Source organism: Thermococcus kodakarensis KOD1 (assembly GCF_000009965.1).
Taxonomy (GTDB): Archaea; Methanobacteriota_B; Thermococci; order Thermococcales; family Thermococcaceae; genus Thermococcus; species Thermococcus kodakarensis.
Genome location: NC_006624.1, coordinates 1591055 through 1611107, shown reverse-complemented (window position 1 = coordinate 1611107; position 20053 = coordinate 1591055). Strand labels below are relative to the sequence as shown.

The following is a 20053-nucleotide window of genomic DNA, read 5'->3' as shown; positions in this document are numbered from 1 at the left end:
TGAGAAACAATGCGCTGGGTAGACTTCAAGGAGTCTTTGTCTGAATTTTGGGCTGACTTTAAGAGGCAGAAGACTGGGTTACTCGGTATCTTCCTGCTTGCCCTCTTGATATTCACGGCATTGGCTGCACCAATACTTACTTCCCCTGATATCCCAGAGAAATGGAAGACGTTCTGGCTTGACAACCCGAAGAACGTCCCGCCTACTTGGGTTAATGTTTTCTCCAGTCAGAAGCTGGCACCCCACCTCGTCCTCGAGGGGAGTGAACTTCAGAAGTACTTGAAGCAGACTGACTCTGGATACGTTATTGAAATTCCGTACAATAATGAATACGACGTTCCCCCCCAGGACATAGTCTTTAAAGATGTTGTCGGTAAGTCCGAGGGTATTAGAAAGCCAACCCTTACCGTTAAAGTGAAGAGACCCGATGGGACGGAAGTAGTGCTCCTCCAGAACTACAAGTTCTCGGGCAATACGGTAATCCAGCTTGGAACTAACCCCGCTGTTAGGGACGCCCTTATTAGGTGGGTTAAGAGCCAGGGTATTCAAATTGATCCCACCAAGGAGTTCCAGTACAAGACCCTCATGGATGCCACAAGGGTTATCTTTGGAAAGCTCAATGAGAACATCCTTGAAAAGCCCGAGCCTCTCCAGGGGACTTACACGTTCATATTTGAAATTAATGTTCCGAAAGATGCAAGTGTCGACCTAGACAACGCGAAGATTATATTCACTGGAAGAACCTACGGGTGGCTTGGAACTGACTTCAAGGGCAGAGACCTATTGGCGGGTATCATCTGGGGTTCAAGAGTCTCCCTTGCCATAGGTGTGTCCGTTGCAGTGTTCAGTGTGCTCATTGGTATATTCTACGGGGTTACCAGTGCCTACTTTGGTGGATGGACGGATGAGATGATGATGAGATTCCAGGAGTTCATGGCTTCAATCCCGAGCCTGCCGATCCTCATCCTTATGGGTACGTACTTTGGAGGCCACATTTCGCTATGGCAGATAGTACTACTGCTGGTCGTGTTCGGATGGGTTGGAGTCGCCAGGGTTGCGAGAAGTATGGCCCTCCAGATCAAGGAGCAGACTTACGTTGAGGCGGCCAGAGTTCTAGGTGCGAGCACAGGCAGGATAATCTTCAAGCACATGGTGCCACAGCTGCTCCCCTACGCCTTCGCAAGCATGGCACTTGGAGTTCCGGGTGCAGTGCTTTCAGAGGCTTCCCTGAGCTTCCTTGGTCTTGGTGACCCAACTGCTGTCACTTGGGGACAGATACTCCACGATGCTCAGGCCGCAGGAGCCGCAACGAACGGTTACTGGTGGTGGGTTCTTCCGCCCGGACTGGCGATAGCCCTCGTGGGCTTCACGTTCGTTATGATCGGTACGGCACTCGATAGAGTCCTCAATCCGAGGTTGAGGAGGATGTGAGGTGATAGACAATGGCAAAAACTGTCCTTGAAGTTAAGAACCTCAAAATGTACTACTTCACGAACCGCGGAGTTGTCAGGGCAGTTGACGATATCAGCTTTGAGCTCAGGAAGGGTGAGGTGCTGGGACTTGCCGGTGAGAGCGGTTGCGGCAAGTCCTCCCTTGGTTTTACCCTTATGGGAATGCCCACTCCTCCCGGCAAGATCGTCGATGGGAGCATAAAGATCGATGGAAGGGAAATCGTGGGTCTCCCGGAGGATGTGTTGAGAAGGGAGATCCGCTGGCAGAAGATTTCAATGATATTCCAGGGTGCAATGAACGCCCTCAATCCAGTGTACACTGTAGGCTACCAGATGATAGAGCCGCTGATATACCATAAGGGGATGGAGAAAGAGGAGGCCCTAGATGTAGCACAGAAGTATCTTGAGCTCGTCGGTCTTGATCCAGAGATAGTCTACCGCTATCCCCACGAGCTCAGTGGTGGTATGAAGCAGCGCGTTATAATTGCGACGGCTCTCCTCATGAACCCGTCAGTTGTCATCGCTGACGAGCCAACCACTGCACTCGACGTTATAGTTCAGGCTCAGATCATAAACCTCATGAAGAAACTGAAGAAGGAGCTCGGTCTCTCTATGATATTCATTACCCACGACCTCAGCATCCTCGCAGAGATTAGCGACCGTGTTGCCATAATGTACGCCGGTAAGATTGTGGAGATCGGCGACAGCGAGAAAATATACTATGAGCCGGCCCATCCGTATACCCAGAAGCTCCTTGCAGCCATCCCAAGACTCCACGAGGACGTCGACAGGCTCGAGTTCATACCAGGTCAGCCGCCCAATCTCATCAACCCGCCGAAGGGATGCCGCTTCCACCCGAGGTGCCCGTATGCAATGGACGTTTGTAGGGAGCAAGAGCCCGGAATGAAGGAGATTGATAAGGATCACTATGCCGCATGCTGGCTGCTGTGAGGTGTGAAAGATGGCGGAGCCGGTACTTAAAGTTGAGAACCTGAAAAAGTACTTCCCGATCAAGAGGGGTTTCATTGAGAGCCTGAAGGGAGCCCCACAGAGATTCGTTCACGCTGTTGATGGAGTGAGCTTTGAGATATACAAACAGCAAGTCTTTGCACTCGTAGGTGAGAGCGGCTGTGGTAAGTCCACAACTGGAAAGCTCATCGTAAAGCTCTTAGAACCGACCGATGGGAAGATATACCTGGAGGGCAGGGACGTTACTGACATCAAGACCAAGGAAGAAATCCTGGCGTACAGGAGAAAGGTTCAGATGATATTCCAGGATCCATTTAGTTCAATGAATCCAAGGTTCAGGATCTTCGATGTTCTTGAAGAGCCCCTCCTAATCCATGGCATCGGCGAAACTAGGGCAGAGCGCGAGGAGTTGATATACAAAGCCCTCGAGATGGTTAAGATAACCCCGCCTGAGGACTACGTCGGAAGGTTCCCGCACATGCTTTCCGGTGGTCAGAGGCAGCGTGTTGCAATCGCCCGTGCACTAATACTGAATCCGACCTTTATCGTTGCAGATGAGCCAGTCTCGATGCTCGACGTTTCGATCCGTGCAGAGGTTCTTGAGCTCATGAAGGAACTCAAGGAGAAGACTGGCGTCACCTACCTCTACATCACGCACGATATGTCAACTGCAAGGTACTTCGCCGACTGGATGGCGGTGATGTACCTCGGAAGAATCGTCGAAATGGGCCCAGCCGAGAAGGTCATTGACAACCCGCTTCATCCGTACACCAGGGCCTTGTTGGCAGCGGTTCCCGAACCAAAGCCGGAGAGGAGAAACGTCATCAAGGAACTGCCGATCAAGGGTGAGGTTCCGAGCGCCGTCAACATACCGCCGGGATGCCGCTTCCACCCGAGGTGTATCTACGCTCAGAAGGGCCTCTGTGATGCCAAACAGCCGCAGCTCATAGAGTACGAGCACAACCACTTCGCCGAGTGCCACCTCGTTGGCAAGTATTGAAATCTTTTTATATCTTCTTCATTATTCCTTCTCGGTGAGGCTCGTGACTACATTCAAAAAAGGTATAACTTACCCCCCAATACTAGCCGGTCTGATTTTGCTGTTCCTCGCTCTCATCATGTCGTTTGCGGCATCTTATAGAACCCTGGAAAAAAGCGAATGGCATGGTGTTCTTGGCCCGGGTAACCATACAATCGAGGAGGGGAATTTGTACTCCTACGATGTCGTTAATCGAACCCTAGTGATGTGGTCTGATAATGCGTCAGTGCTTCTGTCCCTTGGTGGAGAAGACCTTGAGTACGTTTTAAATAATGGAAACGTTAGCGTGGACGTTCAATCAGCGCCCCAAATAACGGTTCTCGATGGGGATCTGGAGTATGAGTATGTGGTCTACTGGTTCGACTACCCCTATTCGTACCTTACTTATCCCGCGTTCTTTTTGATGATAATTGGCGGTGTGTTTGCGTTTAGGGGATATATCAGCTTCCTTGAGACCCTGAAGGAAGATATGAAGAAGCAGAAGGGGGATGCAAAAAATGAGAGCCCTTGACTATCGTGCCGCCATTGAGACTATAACCAGCTTCCTTTCAGAAAAGCTCGAAGAGAGTGGCAGTGGTGGGTTTGTGATTGGGATAAGCGGCGGGATTGACAGTGCGACAGCTGCTTACCTTGCTGCGAAGGCGGTTGGAACAGAAAATGTTCTGGGCCTCATAATGCCCTACTACGAGAACAACGACGTCGAAGATGCAAAGCTCGTCTGCGAAAGCCTCGGGATAGACTACGAGGTCATAAACATCAAACCGATCGTTGAGTCTTTCGTCTCTCAGCTCGGCTTTCAGCCAGACAAACGCTCTCTGGGAAACATCATGTCCAGAACAAGGATGATTCTTCTGTACGCTCATGCAAACCAGCTCAACAGACTCGTCCTTGGGACCAGCAACAGGAGCGAGTTTCTAACTGGCTACTTTACGAAGTGGGGCGACGGGGCGAGCGACTACGCGCCGCTGATAAACCTCTACAAGACCGAAGTCTGGGAGATAGCAAAGCTGCTCGGCGTACCAGGACGAATAATCCAGAAGAAGCCCACGGCGGGCCTATGGGAAGGACAGACTGATGAGGATGAGCTGGGAATAAGCTACCGCCTTCTTGACGAGATACTCTGGCGCCTCGTTGACCTCAAGATGCCGAAGGAGAAGATAGTAGAGGAGCTTGGAATAAGCGTCGAGAAGGTCGAATACGTTGAGGGCCTTGTAAGGAGGAGCGAGCACAAGCGGAGGCTTCCTGTGGGGCCGGAGTTTTGAGGTGAAATCATGAAGAAGGGCTACCTTTTTGTTTTTCTGGCAGCTTCGATGTGGGGGACACTCGGCATCTTCGCCAAGTACTTGGATGGCTTTGGGCTGACGCCATTTACGATGGTCTTCTACCGCGTCGTTTTTGCCCTTCTTCTCCTCGGTGCATATATCAAGCTGAAGGGTATCGGCTTTTCAATCGAGCGCTCGAGGCTCAGGTTCTACGCCCTCTACGGCTTCTTCAGCATCTTTCTGTTCTACACCCTCTACTTTTACACCGTTACGATATCCTCCGTTTCCTTCGCCGTCCTCTTGCTTTATACCGCGCCTATGTACTCAATAATCCTCGGCAGGCTGATCTTCAACGAAAAAATAACGAAAGAGAAGTTAACGGCGCTGGTTATGGTCACCCTTGGTGTGCTTTTTGTTAACGGATCTGGTGCTTCATTCTCGACCAAAGCCCTGGTCTTTGGTCTCCTTTCGGGCTTTACTTATGCCCTCTACGGCATCCTGGCCAAGTTCGCGGTTAGGAAAGAAGAGCCTGAAAAGGCGCTCTTCTACACACTGCTGTTTGGTATGATATTCCTCGCCCCCTTCTCAGATTTTAGTGTACCCACTGGAGCAATCCCCTACCTCTTTGCCCTGGCACTCTTTCCGACGTTTCTTGGCTACGTTCTCTACAACCACGCCCTCAAAGAGGTGGAAGTTAGCAGGGCCAGTATAGTGGCAACTGTGGAGCCCGTCGTGGCGATTTTTCTGGCTTTCCTCCTCTTCGGGGAGAAGTTAAGTCTGGTTCAGCTACTCGGTGCGGCGCTCATAATAGGGGGTTCCATCGTAGTGCACATGGGAGAAAAAGAAGGGCCTGAGGGAGCCCATCAAACGTAGAAGTACCTCTCAAGCTCCCACTCCGTAACCTTCTTGGTGTCAATTGGGATATCCCTTGAGCTCAGGTATTCAATGTATTCTTCCCACTCCCTCTCCTTGTAATCGATGAAGTTCTTGTAGGCTCCGCCGAGTGCTTCTCTGACTGTCTTATCTTTCTTCAGCTCCTCCAGTGCCTCTCCAAGGCTTCCTGGGAGGGTATCTATTCCTAGTCTTTCTCTCTCGGCATCGTCCATCTCGTAAACGTTGGTCTCGACGTACGAGTCTGGCTCGACCTTCTTCTTTATTCCGTCCAGTCCTACCATAAGAATTCCAGCGAGGGCGAGGTAGGGGTTTGCACTCGGGTCTGGACAGCGGTACTCTATTCTCGCACCACTTCCCTTGAAAGCTGGTACTCTGATGAGGGCGCTCCTGTTTCTATAACCCCAGCTGATGTAAACCGGTGCTTCATAACCCGGCACGAGCCTCTTGTAGCTGTTGACGGTTGGGTTGGTAAGGGCTGCAAGGGCCTTAGCATGCTTAAGGATTCCCCCGATGAAGTGTAGCGCCGTGTCGCTCAGGCCGTCTTCTCCAATGAAAACGTTCTCACCGTCTTTCCACAGGCTTATGTGGAGGTGCATTCCGTTACCGGGAAAGCCGTAGATGGGTTTGGGCATGAATGTGGCGTAGTAGCCGTGGAGCTCTGCCACCGCTTTAACGACGTGCTTGAAGCTTACTATGTTGTCGGCGGTTCTAAGGGCTTCGTCGTAGCGGAAATCTATTTCGTGCTGGGCCTTCCCGACCTCATGGTGCAGAACCTCGGGCTTTAGGCCGAGATACGGCATGTAGAGTGCAATCTCCCTTCTTATCTCCCTGGCTTTGTCCAAGCCAACCAGGTCAAAATATCCGCCGCTGTCGGGGATATGAAGTTCCCATGTGCCGTTCTTCTTGAAGATGTAGAACTCTGGCTCGGGGCCGATGTGAGCTTTTAGTCCTTCCTTCTCCAGCCTTTCAAGGACTCTCTTCAGAATCCCCCTGGGATCGGCTTGGTAGGGTTCATCTCCTTTATAGATGTAACCGTAGACTCTTCCAATGCCCTCCCACGGTATTTCGGCGTAGGTGCTGGGATCCGCCTTGAATATAAGGTCGCTGTCTTCTATTCCTTCGAATCCAGGTATCGAGGAACCGTCGAAGGATACCCCATCCTCAACTGCCTCCTCATAGCGCTCCATTGGTATTTCCATGCCCTTTAGCGACCCGTTGATATCCGTGAATGCCAGCAGAAGGAACCTCGGCCTTGGGACTTCGACTTGTACCGCCCTCTCAATTCCCTTAATTTCGTTCATTTTTATCACCTATTTTGTGAACATTAGTCCAATATTAACACAGTTTAATGGTTGTTCTTTCAAATTTAACTTTTTCTGATGATTGCTTGTCACGATGACAAAATGAACTCCCGCGGCTCCACTTTTTACGTTGGGATGTCAATAACAATTGAAAAAATGCCAAGTGTTTAACATTTAAATGTTAACCAACGTTTTTGAGGATGTCGCCCTTATCCTCAAACATGCCCACGGCCGAAGACCTGCTGAACAAAGAAATAATGAGAGTCAACCTTCATCTGCCGAGGCAGAGGGTAAGCCTTAACGAAGCCCTTAGAAATGGGGACGGGTACGTCATCCTACGGGACGGAAGCATGCACTATTTTAGGTCGTCTGAGCTTGAATACCTATCCGACATCCTTGAGGATGATGAACGAGAGAAGCTCAAACTACCGATAATCCTGGAGATTAGCACTGTGGATAGGGGTTACTTCAGGGTTAGGGGAAAGATTGAAGTGAAGGTAATAGAAACCATCCTTGGGCAGTTCGATCCGTTAGAAGAGAAATCGGAGGGCAGGTATCCCAGGTATCTCCTTCCTAGGATAAGGAGAATCCTCCCAACGACGACCACCTACGCGTTCATAATGGAGTGATGGCCATGGACGAAGAGGAGAAGGTTTTTCTCAGGTACCTTATGTTCACCGTGCCGCACGCCACTGTCCTCGCTGGGGCATTGCTGGGAGTCCTGCTGGTGCTTAAAGTGAGACCAGAGGTAGCCGCTGGGATATTCTCTCTTGTGTATGGTACTATTTTGATGATCTTAGCGGCAGTAGTTAAAGACCATTTCTCAAAATCTCCCCTCTACAAGATTTTTCTCAGTATAACACTATTCCTCGTTGGCGGAGGCGTTTTAATTTTGTTAAACGTGCGCTAATGTTTTATATTAAAAAGCCTCTAATAATCCCAGGTGATTGTCATGACCATTAAGGCGTCTATAATTTCACTGGTGGTCATTGCTATACTCATTATCCCTTATGTTTCCCCTGTGCTCTCCGAGTCTTCTTCCGACGTGCGTATAATCGTTGTTTCCGGTGACTATTCTAAGGGTGTAATACCGATTATGAATCCAACCGGGGTGGCCTATGGGCGGACATACCTTCGTGCTCTCTGGGTTGAGTCTCAGAACGGCAGTCAGGTTGAGGGTATCAACGTAACGGTTACCCCATTAATTCTTGGGGGCTGGAACAGAGATGAGGTCGTTGAATTTTCATACTATATAAATTGCTCCGAGCAGGTTCCCGCTGGAAACTACAGTTTGAAGCTTCGTTTTCTTGCGACTCTCCCTTCCGGCAGTTTGAGGACGTTCGTTGTAGCAGTTCCCCTGGAAGTTCTTTCGGTCCCAATAAGCGTTGGACAATTGAGTATTCAGCCTGAAGACGGGACAGTCTTCATAGGGGATTCTTTAGTAGTCTATTCCCCAATATCCAATCTGGGTCACAAAAATGTAAGCATCAATGTCAGTCTTTCAGTTAAGGGTGTTAAAGAGCTCTATTCCGTGTCCAAAAGCATGGTCGTTGCTCCAGGCTATTCATCGCTGGTTTTTGAGATTCCTATTGACTCAAAGTATTCCGAGGGGGAGTACACGGTTGAGCTTGCTGTCAGGTGCTCCACTACTTCAGTCTCACGGCTAAGGAAGTTTAAGGTTCTTCTTGGTGTTTCGGTAGTTTCCGTCTCCCTTGAAAAAGATCATCTCTATTTAAATGACATTGGACATCTGTACATAACTCTGATGTCCGTGAGAAATGCAAATCTAACCCTCGTTGCAAGTTATTATAATGAGAATCGGTTTGTGAAAAATACGACTATCCCAGTAACTGCGGCGGAAGGTACCCAGGTCGTTAGAGTTCCGTTGCTGACTGAGATTCCGGGGAACTATACACTTAGATACCAGGTGTACCTCTTTGGTGTCGGTATTGGGGGTGGCGAAGTTCATTACACTGTTCTGAGTCCTCCAAGCATTGCGAACGTCAGTGTTGTCAGAGATGAGAAGGGAATAGTGTTCAACATTCGGACGTATAATTCAGATTCAAAAAAATCGGGAGTTCTTCTCTACAATGTAACAATTGATGGAACAGTTTCTTACTCAGGTTCTACTATTGTTGATATACCGCCAGGAAGCGGGTTGGTAGTTCTTACCATTCCGCTAGATACCGCTGGGTACGTTGCATACAATTTCACACTGAAGGTTCTTGAGTACACCTCTTCATATTCTGGGGTTTGGGTCTTTCCTGCGCCTGAAGAAACAAACACTCCCACTACCACAACGTCATCCAAACCCATCACCAGCACTACTCCAACTCCAGAATCGAGTTCATCTGTTGAAGAAACCTCCTCTACCCGCGGCAGCGCGTTTTGGGCGGCAGTTCTTTTGGTTATTATTCTTGTTGCCTCATTTATCTGGGTCGTGTGGCAACGGGAGTTCAGCTCGAAGAGCAAAAGGAAAAAGAGACCAAATCCAAAGCGCCGTTCTCCCCTAGGAAGGTTCAAGAGGCCCAAACCGCCAAAATTCAAGAGCTTTAAATCGCTTCCGAAGAAAAGGTGACCAAACCTTTTTATTTCCACCCTTTTAACGTTCTTCAGGCGAGGGGGTCGGGGGCTCTCGGGGTACTCCCGAGGAAGTTCCGCCCACCGCACCGGGGCCGCGGTGCCGCAAGGCACCGGCCGAGAGGCCGGGCAACGGCGCAGAAACGACACGGCCCCCCGGATATGGGGATGAAAGCGGTGAAGGGCCCGGCGACGGTGCCCGAGCTAACCCGCAGACGACCCGGGGGGATGCGGTGAAACGGCCGTCCCGCGGGGTGCAAGGCCGAGGGAGGGGCGATGAGTTCCCGGTGTGAGCCCCGTGGTAGGCCGCTCAGTCGAATGCCCCCTTGATACAGAAGGCGGGCTACGGCCCCCTCGCCTCATCTTCTCAGAGCATCCAAAGCCGAGGCAAGAAGTATAAGCACTCCACCGATTACCGTTCTCGTTCCAGGCACTTCACCAAAGACGAGGAAGGCATAAACTACAGCACTCGCCGGGTCAAGATAGCTCAAAAGAGCCGCGTCCTTCACTTCCACTTCCTTGAGGCCCTCCATGTAAAGAAACAGCGCGAAAACCGTATGGATGAGCACGAGTACAAGAACCGTCCACCAGACTGGCTTTCCAACGTCTTGGAGGAGGACAAAGGGGAGGAGGACGAAAGAAGCAATTCCCAGCTGGCTGAGCGTTAAGATTTTTCCGTCAACTTCCTTCAAGAACCTCCCGAGATTGGGTATCATAGCGTAGAAGAACGCCGCCGTGAACGCGAGCAGGATTCCAACGAAGTCCCTGTTTTCGAAACTTATCTCCTGACCGCTCATTATCAGGATGAGGCCTAAAAATGCTAGAATGATAAGGCTCAGCGTTTTCCTGTCTATAGTTTCCCCAAGAAAACGCCAGGACATGAGAGTGGCAAGAATGGGTGCGATGTAATATACCATTACGGCATTTGCTATGGTTGTGTAGTTGAAGGCCGTGAACAGGAACGCCCAGTTGAGAGCCAGGGCTGTACCAAGGCCAAGCAGCGGTTTCCAGTTGCTTCGGAAAATCATGGGGAGCTCCCTTAGCAACTCCATTCTGGTTAACCCAATAACCATAAACAGAACCAAAGCACCCAGGAAAACCCTGGCAAAAGCGACTCCAAGACCACTTAGGCCGGATAATCTTCCGAATATTCCAACACTGCCCCATATGAGCATGGAAACTACTACTTTTGCCCTTCCGTTCATCCCTCATGTAGCTCCTTCCATTCTTGATAAGCTTTTTGCACTTCCTCTTTTCTGAACTCTGGCACTGCATCCTTAAAGGGGTCGAACTTTTCAAGTCTCTTTTCATCGCTTCCGATGTAAGTCGCGACCAGCCCAACTTTGGAGTGGAGAGTTGAGGGAAGGCGGAGTATTCTCTTCAGGTCAACTGTGACCCTACCATCGAAATAAGCCTTTGAAAACGTCGTTGAGAGCCCGAACAGTCTCAGCAACGTCCTGTATCCAACGCCCTCTGGAAATGCGGCAAGCAAGCCTTTGTTGACGAACTTTTCAACGATATCCTGTCTGGTCTTTTCATCAAGGAGCTTTTCGGCCGTTGATCTCTTAAGCCCAATGTTTTTGAGGTGGTTTTCGTTTATTCTCTGGATAAAGTACCCGAACCTCAGCCTGAAAACCCTGAAATAGCCGCTTGACAGCATTATGTACCTCTTCTGGATGTCGTCAAAAGTTACCTCCTCTGCCGCGCTGACGTAGGAGAGTATCCTCTCGCGGGCTTTGGAGTCGAGCTTGAGCGCCCACTCATCGATCACCCTGATGTGGTATCCCCTGCCGGAGTATACCACGTGGATATTCTCAAACCCGAAGTCCTCCTTTAGAATGATCAGTGTATCTCTGGCGAGCTCCTTTGCATCTTCGAGGCAGATTGGGCACACCTGGCCGGAGGGATGCTCGTTCTGGCAGCGTCTGAGCGGAAGGTCTTTGGCATCTATGTCAAAGACGAGTTCAGCGCCGAGCCAGCCTTCCATTTCCTGTGGATTCCTGTAAAAGGCAACGCTGGAATACGCGGCATATGGAGCGGTCGCCCTTATGTAATCCTCGAGGTCTCTGACGTCTGAGAATGCGTTCTTTCTGTCACTTGGACCCTCACCCGTGTGGTCAAAGCCGAATTCTCTCCGTTCAATGCTCTCCACTATGAACTCTGGCAGCTTCTTGGCGTCCCATTCCCCTGAGTAGTAGAGCCTCCTTTCTTCGGGCGTTACTTCCCTCAACAGCTTACTCACTGGTCTCACCTTCCTTCTTTTTTCCCTCAAGGTAGAGCCTCTTGAGGTAGTAGCTCAACGGGTTCTTTATTCCGCGGCAGTACTTGTCCGGTTTGCACAGCTGGGGTGCGTTTGCCCGGATCTTGTCGCAGTTTGGGGGAAAGTACCACGTTGAGTTTCCGCTGTCCTCCATTGTTGGGCTGTCGGTCAGACCAAAGCCGAGGTGGTACCAGATGTTCTTTATCTCATGAGGCTGGTCTTCGAAGAGCGGCGGTTTACAGCGGTTTCCGGCCTCTATTATGACCGGCAGTATCTCCTCTTCGATGATCTTGAGGTCGTTAATGCAGTCTTTTATCCTGACGTCTTTTTTGGGTGGATTAGGACAGATTCTTGCGTAGCTGAGGAAACTCGTCAGAAGCACGGTTATGGCGTAGTTTCTCATGCCCGCGGGCACTCCCTTGAGCGCTTCCTTAACGCACGGGGGGAAGAGGTCGAACCTTAGCGGTGATGCAGTCCCCTTGAACATCTCTCCCCTCTCTTTGAAGTACTCCTCAGCTATTTCTTCGAGTTTCTCCCTGAGCCTGTGGTAGAATTCTGGGAGTTCATCCCTGTACTCGTAGAGGATGTTAACGGCCCTCTCGAACCTTTTCTCAAAGGCTTTTTCCCACATCTTCAGGGCGGTTTCCCATCTGAGGTAGGCGTATCCGTTTCTTATATACACCTCCTTCAGAGAGCTCCCCCACAGGTTTAGAAGGTCCTTTATGGGTATCTTGTATTTTATTTTCAGCTTCTCCTTTTCCTCGGGGGATAAATTCCTGTCCATTCTCCTTTCAAGGATGTTCAGGTCATTATGGGGAATTTCATTTTCTCCCACGGGGACAACGGGCAACATGGTTTCACTGAGATTTTTAGAGGCCTTTATTCTCTCGGAATACAGCCGCAGGGTAGCCCTCTTGACGACCTCGGCCTCAAGCCCGTAGGGAGATATGGAAGCCGCTCCGAGGAGAGCATAAAACTTGAACAGATCACGGAGTTCCTCTAGGTTGTCTACCTCAACAAGTTCTTGCGGTGGATTTTCTGATTCAAGCATCCAGCTTACTAGACTTATCGGTTCCTCAACTGAAATGGCGGAGGGTACCCGCTCCAGAAGGGCCAGCAGGTCCCCAAATTCTTCCCTTATGAGGCTCTCCGCTCTTTTTCCAAAGGGGTCGAGCATACTCCCACCTAATATGGGTGACATAATCAACAATAAAACGGTTTCCTTTTTGGGAGGTGCACAATAATGTACTGTGAAGACAATAAAATTCCCTATGGTGTCTGAACATCCAAAAGTTTTATATTGTGATAGTTTCTAATACCTAGCAGTTAGCGAGGACTTATCAGAATGTAATCATAGCAATATCGCGGTGATTGGAATGACCGGTGAATGGACTGTTCCCAGAGTAAAAAGCGGGATTCCTGGGTTCGATGAGCTTGTAAACGGCGGGTTCCCTAAGGGTACAACTGTTCTTGTGACTGGTCCAACGGGTAGCGGTAAGACCACCTTTGCAGTCCAGTTTGTCTATAAGGGTGTTGAGCTCTACGACGAGCCTGGTGTCATTGTGACACTTGAGGAGCGTGCAGTCGATCTCAGAAGGGAGATGCGCGCGTTCGGATGGGACATAGAGAAATACGAAAAAGAGGGTAAAATAGCAATCATAGACGGTGTCAGCGCCGTTGTTGGCCTCCCCTCCGAGGAGCAGTATGTACTTGAGGGCAACCTTAACACCGAGGACTTCCTCAGGTACATATACCGCGTTGTTAAGGCCATAGATGCCAAAAGGCTTGTAATAGATTCGATTCCATCCATCGCGTTCAGGTTAAAGAAAGAGGAAGAAATCAGGGAGGTTCTGCTCCAGCTGAACACGATACTTCTTGAGATGGGCGTGACTTCTATCCTGACTACTGAGGCCCCCGAACCATCCAGGGGGAAAATCAGCAGGTATGGAATTGAGGAGTACATTGCTAGGGGTGTTGTTCTCCTTGACTTCATAGAGCGTGAGGTTGAGCTGAAGAGGTATCTCCTGATAAGGAAGATGCGTGAGACCAAGCACTCAATGAAGAAGTACCCGTTCGAAATAATGAGCGACGGACTCGTTGTGTACCCGAGCGGTGAGATATACTGAGCCGTCTCTAGTGAACGGCTTCCCTTTCGCGTAACGTTTTAGCCGGTTAGTCTGTGTTTTGTTCTAGCTAGTGCTCCCTTTTTTCAAAAACTTTTTAAACTTTCGAGTGATTACTTTTTTGAAGAGTTATGAAGTCTAAATTAGTTATTGTTTTGTTGATATCATTAACAATAGTTTCTCTTGCGCTTATTCGGCTCTCTCCACCCGGCGGGGATACGTTTACCGGGTTGTGTGTATATTCTTCGCCCAGCTTCTCCATCCTCTACAACGGAAGTCAAACCGTTGCCGTTGGTAAATCCCTGGAAGTTGGGAGGGTTTACACGGTTCACGGCCGTTTAAGGAGGACCAACCGGGGCCTGTGGATGGACGTTTCATCGTTTGAAACCTCACTCCCCGACTTTCCACTGGAGTCAATTGAGGGAGCGTACTGGACAGAAGGAAGTCCTTACCTTTTGACACCTGATAGGGTGTATCTGGCAACTCCAATCAACGCATCCAAGGGTGAGCTGGTTTTAGTGAGGGGTCTAGGGTATGGCAGTAAGTTCTATCCTCTTGAAGTCCATAGGCGCGGATTTTCTGCATCTCCCAAGAACGGGTTTCCATTTGTGGTTGAGGGTGTGGTCATGTCTATTGGCCGATACATATCAATCTGGAACGAGAGTGAGGAGTTCAAAGTTTTGAAGTTAAGGGGCGTGGAAGTTTCTCCTGGCCAGAGGATTCGAGTAGCTGGTATTGTCAAAGTTAGAGATTACATCTACCTTTATCCTTCAGAACCCAAGGATATAGCACTTCTAGGGTATTCGAAGCTTAAACCTCTCTGGAATTCGTCCATTGGCGATATCGTTGAAGCGAAGTGCCTCGTTTTGGATTCGGGAAGCACTCTAAAGCTCAACTGCACTGACCTGAGACTCTACGGGTTTAAAGCTAGAGTGGGGGATGTTGTTCACATCAGGGCTTTGAGGAGAAAGTCTTCTCTCCTGTGTCTGAACTGCTCGGTTGTTCATCCCAGAGAAAAGCTGCCAAATGAGCTCTGTGAGTACTCGCCGGGGAACTTCGCCAAGATTTCTGGAACCGTTACCTGGGTGAAGAGGTATCGCAACGGCTTTGGGCTGGCCAACGTTACCGACGGAAACTGCTGGGTTCTGCTCAAGCTCCCCAAGTCCCTTGGGGTATCTGTGGCTTCTGGAGAGAACGTAACTGCCTACGGCTTTTTCACGACTTACCGGGAAAAGCCAGCATTTGAAATTCAGTCGGGTGAGGATTTATGCTCAGGGATCTCCTGCTAGGAGTGCTCTTTGGAACTTTTACTGGTTTAACGCCGGGAATCCACGTCAACACTCTAGCAGTTCTGCTCAATGGTGCACTGTTGCCTTCACTCACGCTGTTTGCGATGGGACTCACCCACACATACCTCGACGCGTTTCCCTCAACTTTCCTTGGAATTCCGGATGAGGGAACGGCCCTCAGCATTCTGCCTGCACACAGACTCGTCCTTGCTGGGAAGGGAATGGAAGTCATAAGAATAGCGCTGTATTCGAGCTTTCTGGGGACGCTGTTTTTCACCCCTCTGGTTCCACTGTATCTCGCGATAGCACCCATGTACACTTTCACTATTGGCAAGGCGGTCGTTTTGCTCCTGATGATTCTGCTGGTGCTAACGGAAAAGGGCACAAAAAAGCTCTGGGCGGCGTCCATAGTAATCCTTTCTGGACTGGTCGGACTTATGATCCTCAGAATTTCCCTCAACGAACCGCTTTATCATCTTTTGACGGGTCTGTTCGGAGTTCCAGTTATCCTCATTGCGTTGTTTTACGAGACGTCCGAGGTATCGCCCGGAAGTGCTGAACTGGAGATGGACACTAAATCTCTCGTGTTATTTTCTTTTATGGGAACGCTTCTCGGTATGATCGCTTCTTTGGTTCCCGCGTTCACATCATCTCAGGCGGCGCTTATAGGGTCGTTTTTCTCAAAGGACGAGCGCTCTTTTCTGGCGGTTGTCTACTCCACAAACACGGCAAACTTCCTCTTTTCTCTGGTTAACTTTCTCGAAACCGGGAGGGCCAGAAACGGTATCGTGATGAGGATGTCCCCAATGGGTCTTTCGACCCTTTACACCTTTATCCTCGCTTCACTCTTCGTTGGGATTTTGGTAATGCTCTACGGTGAAGTTATCTCAAAAATTCTGGCATCGATTGTTTTTAAAATTCCGTACAGAGCCCTCAACCTTGGTGTTCTTGTGTTTCTTATAATTCTCTCCGCGTATTTTGACGGAGCCTCGGGAATCCTAGCCCTCGCTGCCTCCTCCATCGTTGGCATTCTGGCGGTTCTGCTCGGTGTTAAGCGGACCAACTGCATGGGGGCTCTGATGGTGCCAGTGCTCTTGGGTTAGATTCAAAGAAAAAAGAGTAGAGAAGTGAAAGGATAATCAGGCTGACTTCTCCTTCACGAGTTTCTGGAATTCGGAGTAGTCGGTAACTATCTTCTTGCCGTCAAGGGTCTCGAAATAGACTTTCTTAATCTTGACCTTCTTAACGTCTGTATACTTCATCTCGGGAGGGTCGTAAGAACCTGGCTCGACGACCTCGTCTTCAATAACGTACGTCTTAAGCTCGGGCTGGCCGACGTACTTCCAGACCTCATAGAAGACCTCGGGGTCGAGGTGTATCTCCCCCTCAATCTCAATCCAGTCGGCTCCGATGTCCTCCAGAAACTCCTTGACTACCTCGAAGTGCATAGAATCACCCTTGAGATTATAGGGTGGCAATGGTTAAATACCTATCGCTCGGCCGTGTTGGAAGGTTTTGAAGGGCTTAGAAATCCAGCAATGAAAAGCAACAGTTTTTAAAGCCCTTGCCTTTTAACGCAGGTGGTGGTGAGAATGGCGAGAGTTATAGTTGATGCTCAAGCAGCGAGGGCAATAGGAAAGGGTGCGATGATAGTCTTCAAGAAGGGTGTCGTGAGAACCGAGGGCGAGATAAACCCTGGAGATATCGTTGAGGTTTACACGAGGGGCGGCAAGTTCCTCGGGAAAGGTTTTGCCAACCCGAACTCAAACATTATGGTCAGGCTCGTCACAAAGGATAAGGACACCGAGATAAACAAGGAGCTGTTCCGCGAGAGGATAAGGAAGGCCAACGAGTACAGGAAGAATGTCCTCGGCTACGACAAAGCCTACCGCATGGTCTACGGTGAGGCTGATTACCTTCCTGGTCTTATAGTTGACCGCTTCAACGAAATAGCCTCGATCCAGATTTCAAGCGTCGGAATGGAGAGGTTTAAGCTCGACCTTGCCGAGGCCATAATGGAGGCCGAGCCCGAAATCGAGACCGTCTTTGAGAAGAACACCGGCAGGAGCAGGAGAAGGGAGGGCCTCCCCGAAATAGAGCGCGTCCTCCTCGGAAAGGAGAAGTACAGGACGGTAATAGAGGAGGGCAGGGCGAAGTTCATAGTCGACATGCGCGGCCAGAAAACGGGTTTCTTCCTCGACCAGAGGGAGAACAGGATAGCCCTTGAGAAGTACGTCAAGCCTGGCATGAGGGTTTTAGACGTTTTCACGTACACGGGCGGCTTTGCCATCCACGCAGCGGTTGCGGGAGCTGATGAAGTTGTGGCAGTTGACAAATCACCGTGGGCTATCAACATGGTGAAGGAGAACGCGAAGCTGAACGGCGTCGAGGATAAGATGAAGTATATCGTAGGCTCGGCCTTCCCTGTCATGGAGGAGATGATAAAGAGGGGTGAGAAGTTCGACATCGTTATCCTCGATCCTCCTGCCTTCGTCCAGCACGAGAAAGACCTAAAGCGCGGACTCAGGGCCTACTTCAACGTTAACTATGCAGGACTTCAGCTGGTCAAGGAGGGCGGAATACTGGTTACCGCCTCCTGCTCCCAGCACGTTGACCTGCAGACCTTCAAGGACATGGTCATAGCGGCTGCGGCAAAGGCAGGCAAGTTCCTTAAGATGCTCGAACCGTACAGGACGCAGGCCCCAGACCACCCAATATTGATGGCTTCAAAGGACACCGAATACTTAAAGGCTCTCTTCCTCTACGTTGAGGACATGAAGTGAGGGGCTCTATGTATGGCTTTGGGGACGATGAGGAGAAAGCACCTCCTCTGAGACCGGCGTGAGTGCTGAGACGCCCACGGTCTGAGTCCCTTCCCTTTATTATAGTCATTTAGCTGACCAAAATTCGTCTATATTGGTCATTCAAATGACCAAATGATGGGCTTTCTTAGGACTTATGTAGCAGGAGGCTGTGCCTCCATCTCGTTCCGACCTTGAACTTAACGTCCCTAACGGAGTAGCCGAGCTCTTTTCCCTTTTCCGCGATAGCCTCTATCAGCGGCTCCTTGTCTGGAAGGAACAGGGCAACTTTGCCCCCTGGGTTGAGATATTCAAGTGCCTCCTCGATGAGCCTTACGGAAAACGCCTCGCCGTATCTTCCTCCACCGACACCCTCTTTTTCCGTTAATACTCCTCTCGTGGGGGCCTCATAGTAGGGTGGCGCAGAGAAGATGACGTCGAACCTCTCTCCCTTGGGAACGACACCTCTGATGATTCCGCCGTTGCTCTTGATGGGCTTCACATTTGCCCCGTTCTTCTCTATGTTTCTCTTTGCGTATTCAAAGAATTCCTCGTCAAGCTCAGTCGCGGTAACGTCGCAGTTGAAAAGCCTTTCCGCCATGAGGGCCATCATAGCCGTGTGTCCTGTTCCTATTTCGAGGACTTTTTCGCCTCCCCTAAGAAAAGTCTTCAAGAAGAGGTAGCGCGAGATTGGAGTTGTCACGAGGCCTTTGGGATGATACTCTACATCCAGCCCGAAGATTGCCCTCGCAATTGCCCTGTTGTAGAGTATTCTGGCTTCTCTGTTTGAAAAGTCGAGTCTCCCACTTTCGTCGATATATTTCCCAAGTTCGGGAAAGACTTTGAGGGCCTCTTTAACTGGCAGTCCGAGCTTACCGTCCTTCCAAGTGGGCATGGGGGAAGTTAGTATTGGGAGTTTTCAACCTTTGTGGTTTATCACTTGTATTTATTGAGAAAAGTTTTAAATTATGCAAGCAATTACGTACTGATGATAAGCGTAATAGTCAAGCGGGATGGACTGAGAAGGGAATGCATCCTGGATAGATGTTGGATTTGCCAGAAAATTGGGGTGAAAAGGTGAAAGGGTATGTCTAAAATTCCCCTTTTCAGATTAATAGCTTTGTCTATTTCTCTCCTTGTTTTTGCATCCCCTACGGCATCCTCCGACATTGAGGTCATAACTCAAGGAGTTCTTCCAACGGAGGGAATTCACATTTCCATTGGAACCCTCCCAAACTCGAATATAATATTAATCTCAACGGGGGAGATCGATGCTCACAACGACGTGTTGGTGCACCCGGACACGGAAATTTACTGGTACTATTATTTGAACTCCTCCGGACTGCACTTTCTTGGGGCGGAGTGCTACAATCCAATGTACGTTATGTGTCCCAGGTTAAGTTTGAACGTTTCAGACAACCTGGCACGCTTTAAGTCAAAGGGCAGACTAGTCAGTGGGCTTCATGAAAACGGCTTTCTCGGCTTCGATTTTGGAAATGAGAGCTACAAAGTATCCCTTTCTGAGATATTGCCGTATCTCTGGGATGAGGGCTGGATTGACTATCTCTCCGGCTACCGCCTCAACGGGAGTTTGGTGTTCTTTCCCGCAGTGACCATAGAGATAACTGGAGCTGACGTTAAGTGCGTGGACTGTATTCCGGGGGAGGGCGCGGTGTCCGTTCGATTCAAACAACTCTACAACGTTACATATTACACCAGGAACTCGGGGACAACTTGGAAGCGCTCGACCATTAAAAGTGAAGTCCTCGATCAGGCTGGACTCCTCAGCCTCCTCGAAAGACAGATCTACGTATTTTTCTACAACGGTACTCTTCATGCTTTTGAAACCGGTAAAGTTCAGCTTGAGTATTCAACTGCTACCGTTAATGATGGTAACCTGACGCGTGTTCTAGTTGCCCCGCGTTTCCACTATTCAAACCTTGCAGCCCCAGTTGTATTTTATGGGAATACATTCTCCTGTGGGGATTTAAAAACTATGGATCAGTCCGATTTATGCTGGTTTTGGTCTCTGGTCGTTATCTTTGTCCTCGTCGTGTGGCTTGCTTGGAAAAGAAAGTAGTGGA

At 49.8% G+C, this 20053-nt stretch carries 20 protein-coding genes and 1 other RNA gene; 15 read left to right on the top strand and 6 right to left on the bottom strand.

Translation table 11 applies throughout. The annotated features are described in order from the left end of the window. The first annotated feature begins 9 nt into the window (after positions 1-9). The 6 genes from TK_RS09020 to TK_RS08995 are packed head-to-tail and all read left to right on the top strand — an operon-like array spanning position 10 to position 5594. Positions 10-1431, top strand: a complete 1422-nt coding sequence (locus TK_RS09020) for an ABC transporter permease (RefSeq protein ID WP_011250753.1) — start codon at positions 10-12, stop codon at positions 1429-1431. Between the two features lie 11 nt (positions 1432-1442). After that, positions 1443-2402: an ABC transporter ATP-binding protein gene (locus TK_RS09015; protein ID WP_011250752.1), complete on the top strand. Its 960-nt coding sequence runs from the start codon at positions 1443-1445 to the stop codon at positions 2400-2402. Between the two features lie 10 nt (positions 2403-2412). Then, positions 2413-3420 (top strand): ABC transporter ATP-binding protein, encoded by a 1008-nt coding sequence (locus TK_RS09010; protein WP_011250751.1) that lies wholly within the window; start codon positions 2413-2415, stop codon positions 3418-3420. Positions 3421-3454: 34 nt separating this feature from the next. Beyond that, positions 3455-3970, top strand: coding sequence for a hypothetical protein (locus TK_RS09005; RefSeq protein ID WP_143598713.1), 516 nt, complete (start codon positions 3455-3457; stop codon positions 3968-3970). Beyond that, positions 3957-4721, top strand: coding sequence for an NAD+ synthase (locus TK_RS09000; protein WP_011250749.1), 765 nt, complete (start codon positions 3957-3959; stop codon positions 4719-4721). Before TK_RS09005 ends, TK_RS09000 begins: the two co-directional genes overlap by 14 nt. A gap of 9 nt (positions 4722-4730) precedes the next feature. After that, positions 4731-5594: a DMT family transporter gene (locus TK_RS08995; protein WP_011250748.1), complete on the top strand. Its 864-nt coding sequence runs from the start codon at positions 4731-4733 to the stop codon at positions 5592-5594. Here TK_RS08995 and glnA read toward each other — a convergent pair. Beyond that, entirely contained in the window at positions 5585-6916 is a 1332-nt protein-coding gene (gene glnA, locus TK_RS08990; RefSeq protein WP_011250747.1) for a type I glutamate--ammonia ligase, read from the bottom strand. The two genes, TK_RS08995 and glnA, sit on opposite strands and share 10 nt — an antisense overlap. Positions 6917-7137: 221 nt before the next feature. Between glnA and TK_RS08985 the strand changes: the two genes are divergently transcribed. The 4 genes from TK_RS08985 (at position 7138) to rnpB (ending at position 9854) form a co-directional block, all read left to right on the top strand. Beyond that, on the top strand, positions 7138-7545 hold the full coding sequence (locus TK_RS08985; protein WP_011250746.1) for a DUF61 family protein: 408 nt from the start codon (positions 7138-7140) through the stop codon (positions 7543-7545). Then, positions 7545-7826 (top strand): hypothetical protein, encoded by a 282-nt coding sequence (locus TK_RS08980; protein ID WP_232500576.1) that lies wholly within the window; start codon positions 7545-7547, stop codon positions 7824-7826. Before TK_RS08985 ends, TK_RS08980 begins: the two co-directional genes overlap by 1 nt. 33 nt (positions 7827-7859) lie before the next feature. Then, on the top strand, positions 7860-9494 hold the full coding sequence (locus tag TK_RS08975; protein ID WP_143598712.1) for a hypothetical protein: 1635 nt from the start codon (positions 7860-7862) through the stop codon (positions 9492-9494). A gap of 38 nt (positions 9495-9532) precedes the next feature. Beyond that, positions 9533-9854, top strand: an RNA gene (gene rnpB / locus TK_RS11710) — RNase P RNA component. A 1-nt stretch (position 9855) separates the two neighbouring features. Here rnpB and TK_RS08970 read toward each other — a convergent pair. From TK_RS08970 to priL, 3 genes are read right to left on the bottom strand one after another with little or no spacing between them, the layout of a single operon-like run. Beyond that, entirely contained in the window at positions 9856-10701 is an 846-nt protein-coding gene (locus TK_RS08970; protein WP_011250743.1) for a DMT family transporter, read from the bottom strand. Beyond that, positions 10698-11738, bottom strand: coding sequence for a DNA primase catalytic subunit PriS (gene priS, locus TK_RS08965; protein WP_011250742.1), 1041 nt, complete (start codon positions 11736-11738; stop codon positions 10698-10700). The genes TK_RS08970 and priS overlap by 4 nt, the downstream gene beginning before the upstream one ends. Continuing rightward, positions 11731-12933 (bottom strand): DNA primase large subunit PriL, encoded by a 1203-nt coding sequence (gene priL / locus TK_RS08960; RefSeq protein ID WP_011250741.1) that lies wholly within the window; start codon positions 12931-12933, stop codon positions 11731-11733. The genes priS and priL overlap by 8 nt, the downstream gene beginning before the upstream one ends. A gap of 199 nt (positions 12934-13132) precedes the next feature. Between priL and TK_RS08955 the strand changes: the two genes are divergently transcribed. The 3 genes from TK_RS08955 (at position 13133) to TK_RS08945 (ending at position 16271) form a co-directional block, all read left to right on the top strand. After that, the gene (locus TK_RS08955) at positions 13133-13882 is read left to right on the top strand and encodes an ATPase domain-containing protein (RefSeq protein WP_011250740.1); all 750 of its coding nucleotides are present in this window, start codon (positions 13133-13135) and stop codon (positions 13880-13882) included. A 155-nt stretch (positions 13883-14037) separates the two neighbouring features. Next, complete coding sequence (locus tag TK_RS08950; RefSeq protein ID WP_232500575.1) at positions 14038-15168, top strand: hypothetical protein; 1131 nt, start codon at positions 14038-14040, stop codon at positions 15166-15168. After that, the gene (locus tag TK_RS08945) at positions 15147-16271 is read left to right on the top strand and encodes a tripartite tricarboxylate transporter permease (protein ID WP_011250738.1); all 1125 of its coding nucleotides are present in this window, start codon (positions 15147-15149) and stop codon (positions 16269-16271) included. Before TK_RS08950 ends, TK_RS08945 begins: the two co-directional genes overlap by 22 nt. Before the next feature lie 36 nt (positions 16272-16307). Here the strand turns inward: TK_RS08945 and TK_RS08940 are convergent, their stop codons facing one another. Beyond that, positions 16308-16616, bottom strand: a complete 309-nt coding sequence (locus TK_RS08940; protein WP_011250737.1) for a DUF5748 family protein — start codon at positions 16614-16616, stop codon at positions 16308-16310. A gap of 144 nt (positions 16617-16760) precedes the next feature. On the opposite strand from TK_RS08940, the gene TK_RS08935 reads away from it, so the two are divergent. Continuing rightward, entirely contained in the window at positions 16761-17951 is a 1191-nt protein-coding gene (locus TK_RS08935; protein ID WP_011250736.1) for a class I SAM-dependent rRNA methyltransferase, read from the top strand. A gap of 166 nt (positions 17952-18117) precedes the next feature. Here TK_RS08935 and TK_RS08930 read toward each other — a convergent pair whose 3' ends face one another. Continuing rightward, positions 18118-18864, bottom strand: a complete 747-nt coding sequence (locus TK_RS08930; protein WP_011250735.1) for a methyltransferase domain-containing protein — start codon at positions 18862-18864, stop codon at positions 18118-18120. 192 nt (positions 18865-19056) lie between these two features. Here TK_RS08930 and TK_RS08925 point away from each other — a divergent pair, with 192 nt between their 5' ends. Further along, a complete protein-coding gene (locus TK_RS08925; RefSeq protein ID WP_011250734.1) occupies positions 19057-20049 on the top strand; it encodes a hypothetical protein in 993 nt (330 codons plus the stop codon). Positions 20050-20053 lie beyond the last annotated feature (4 nt).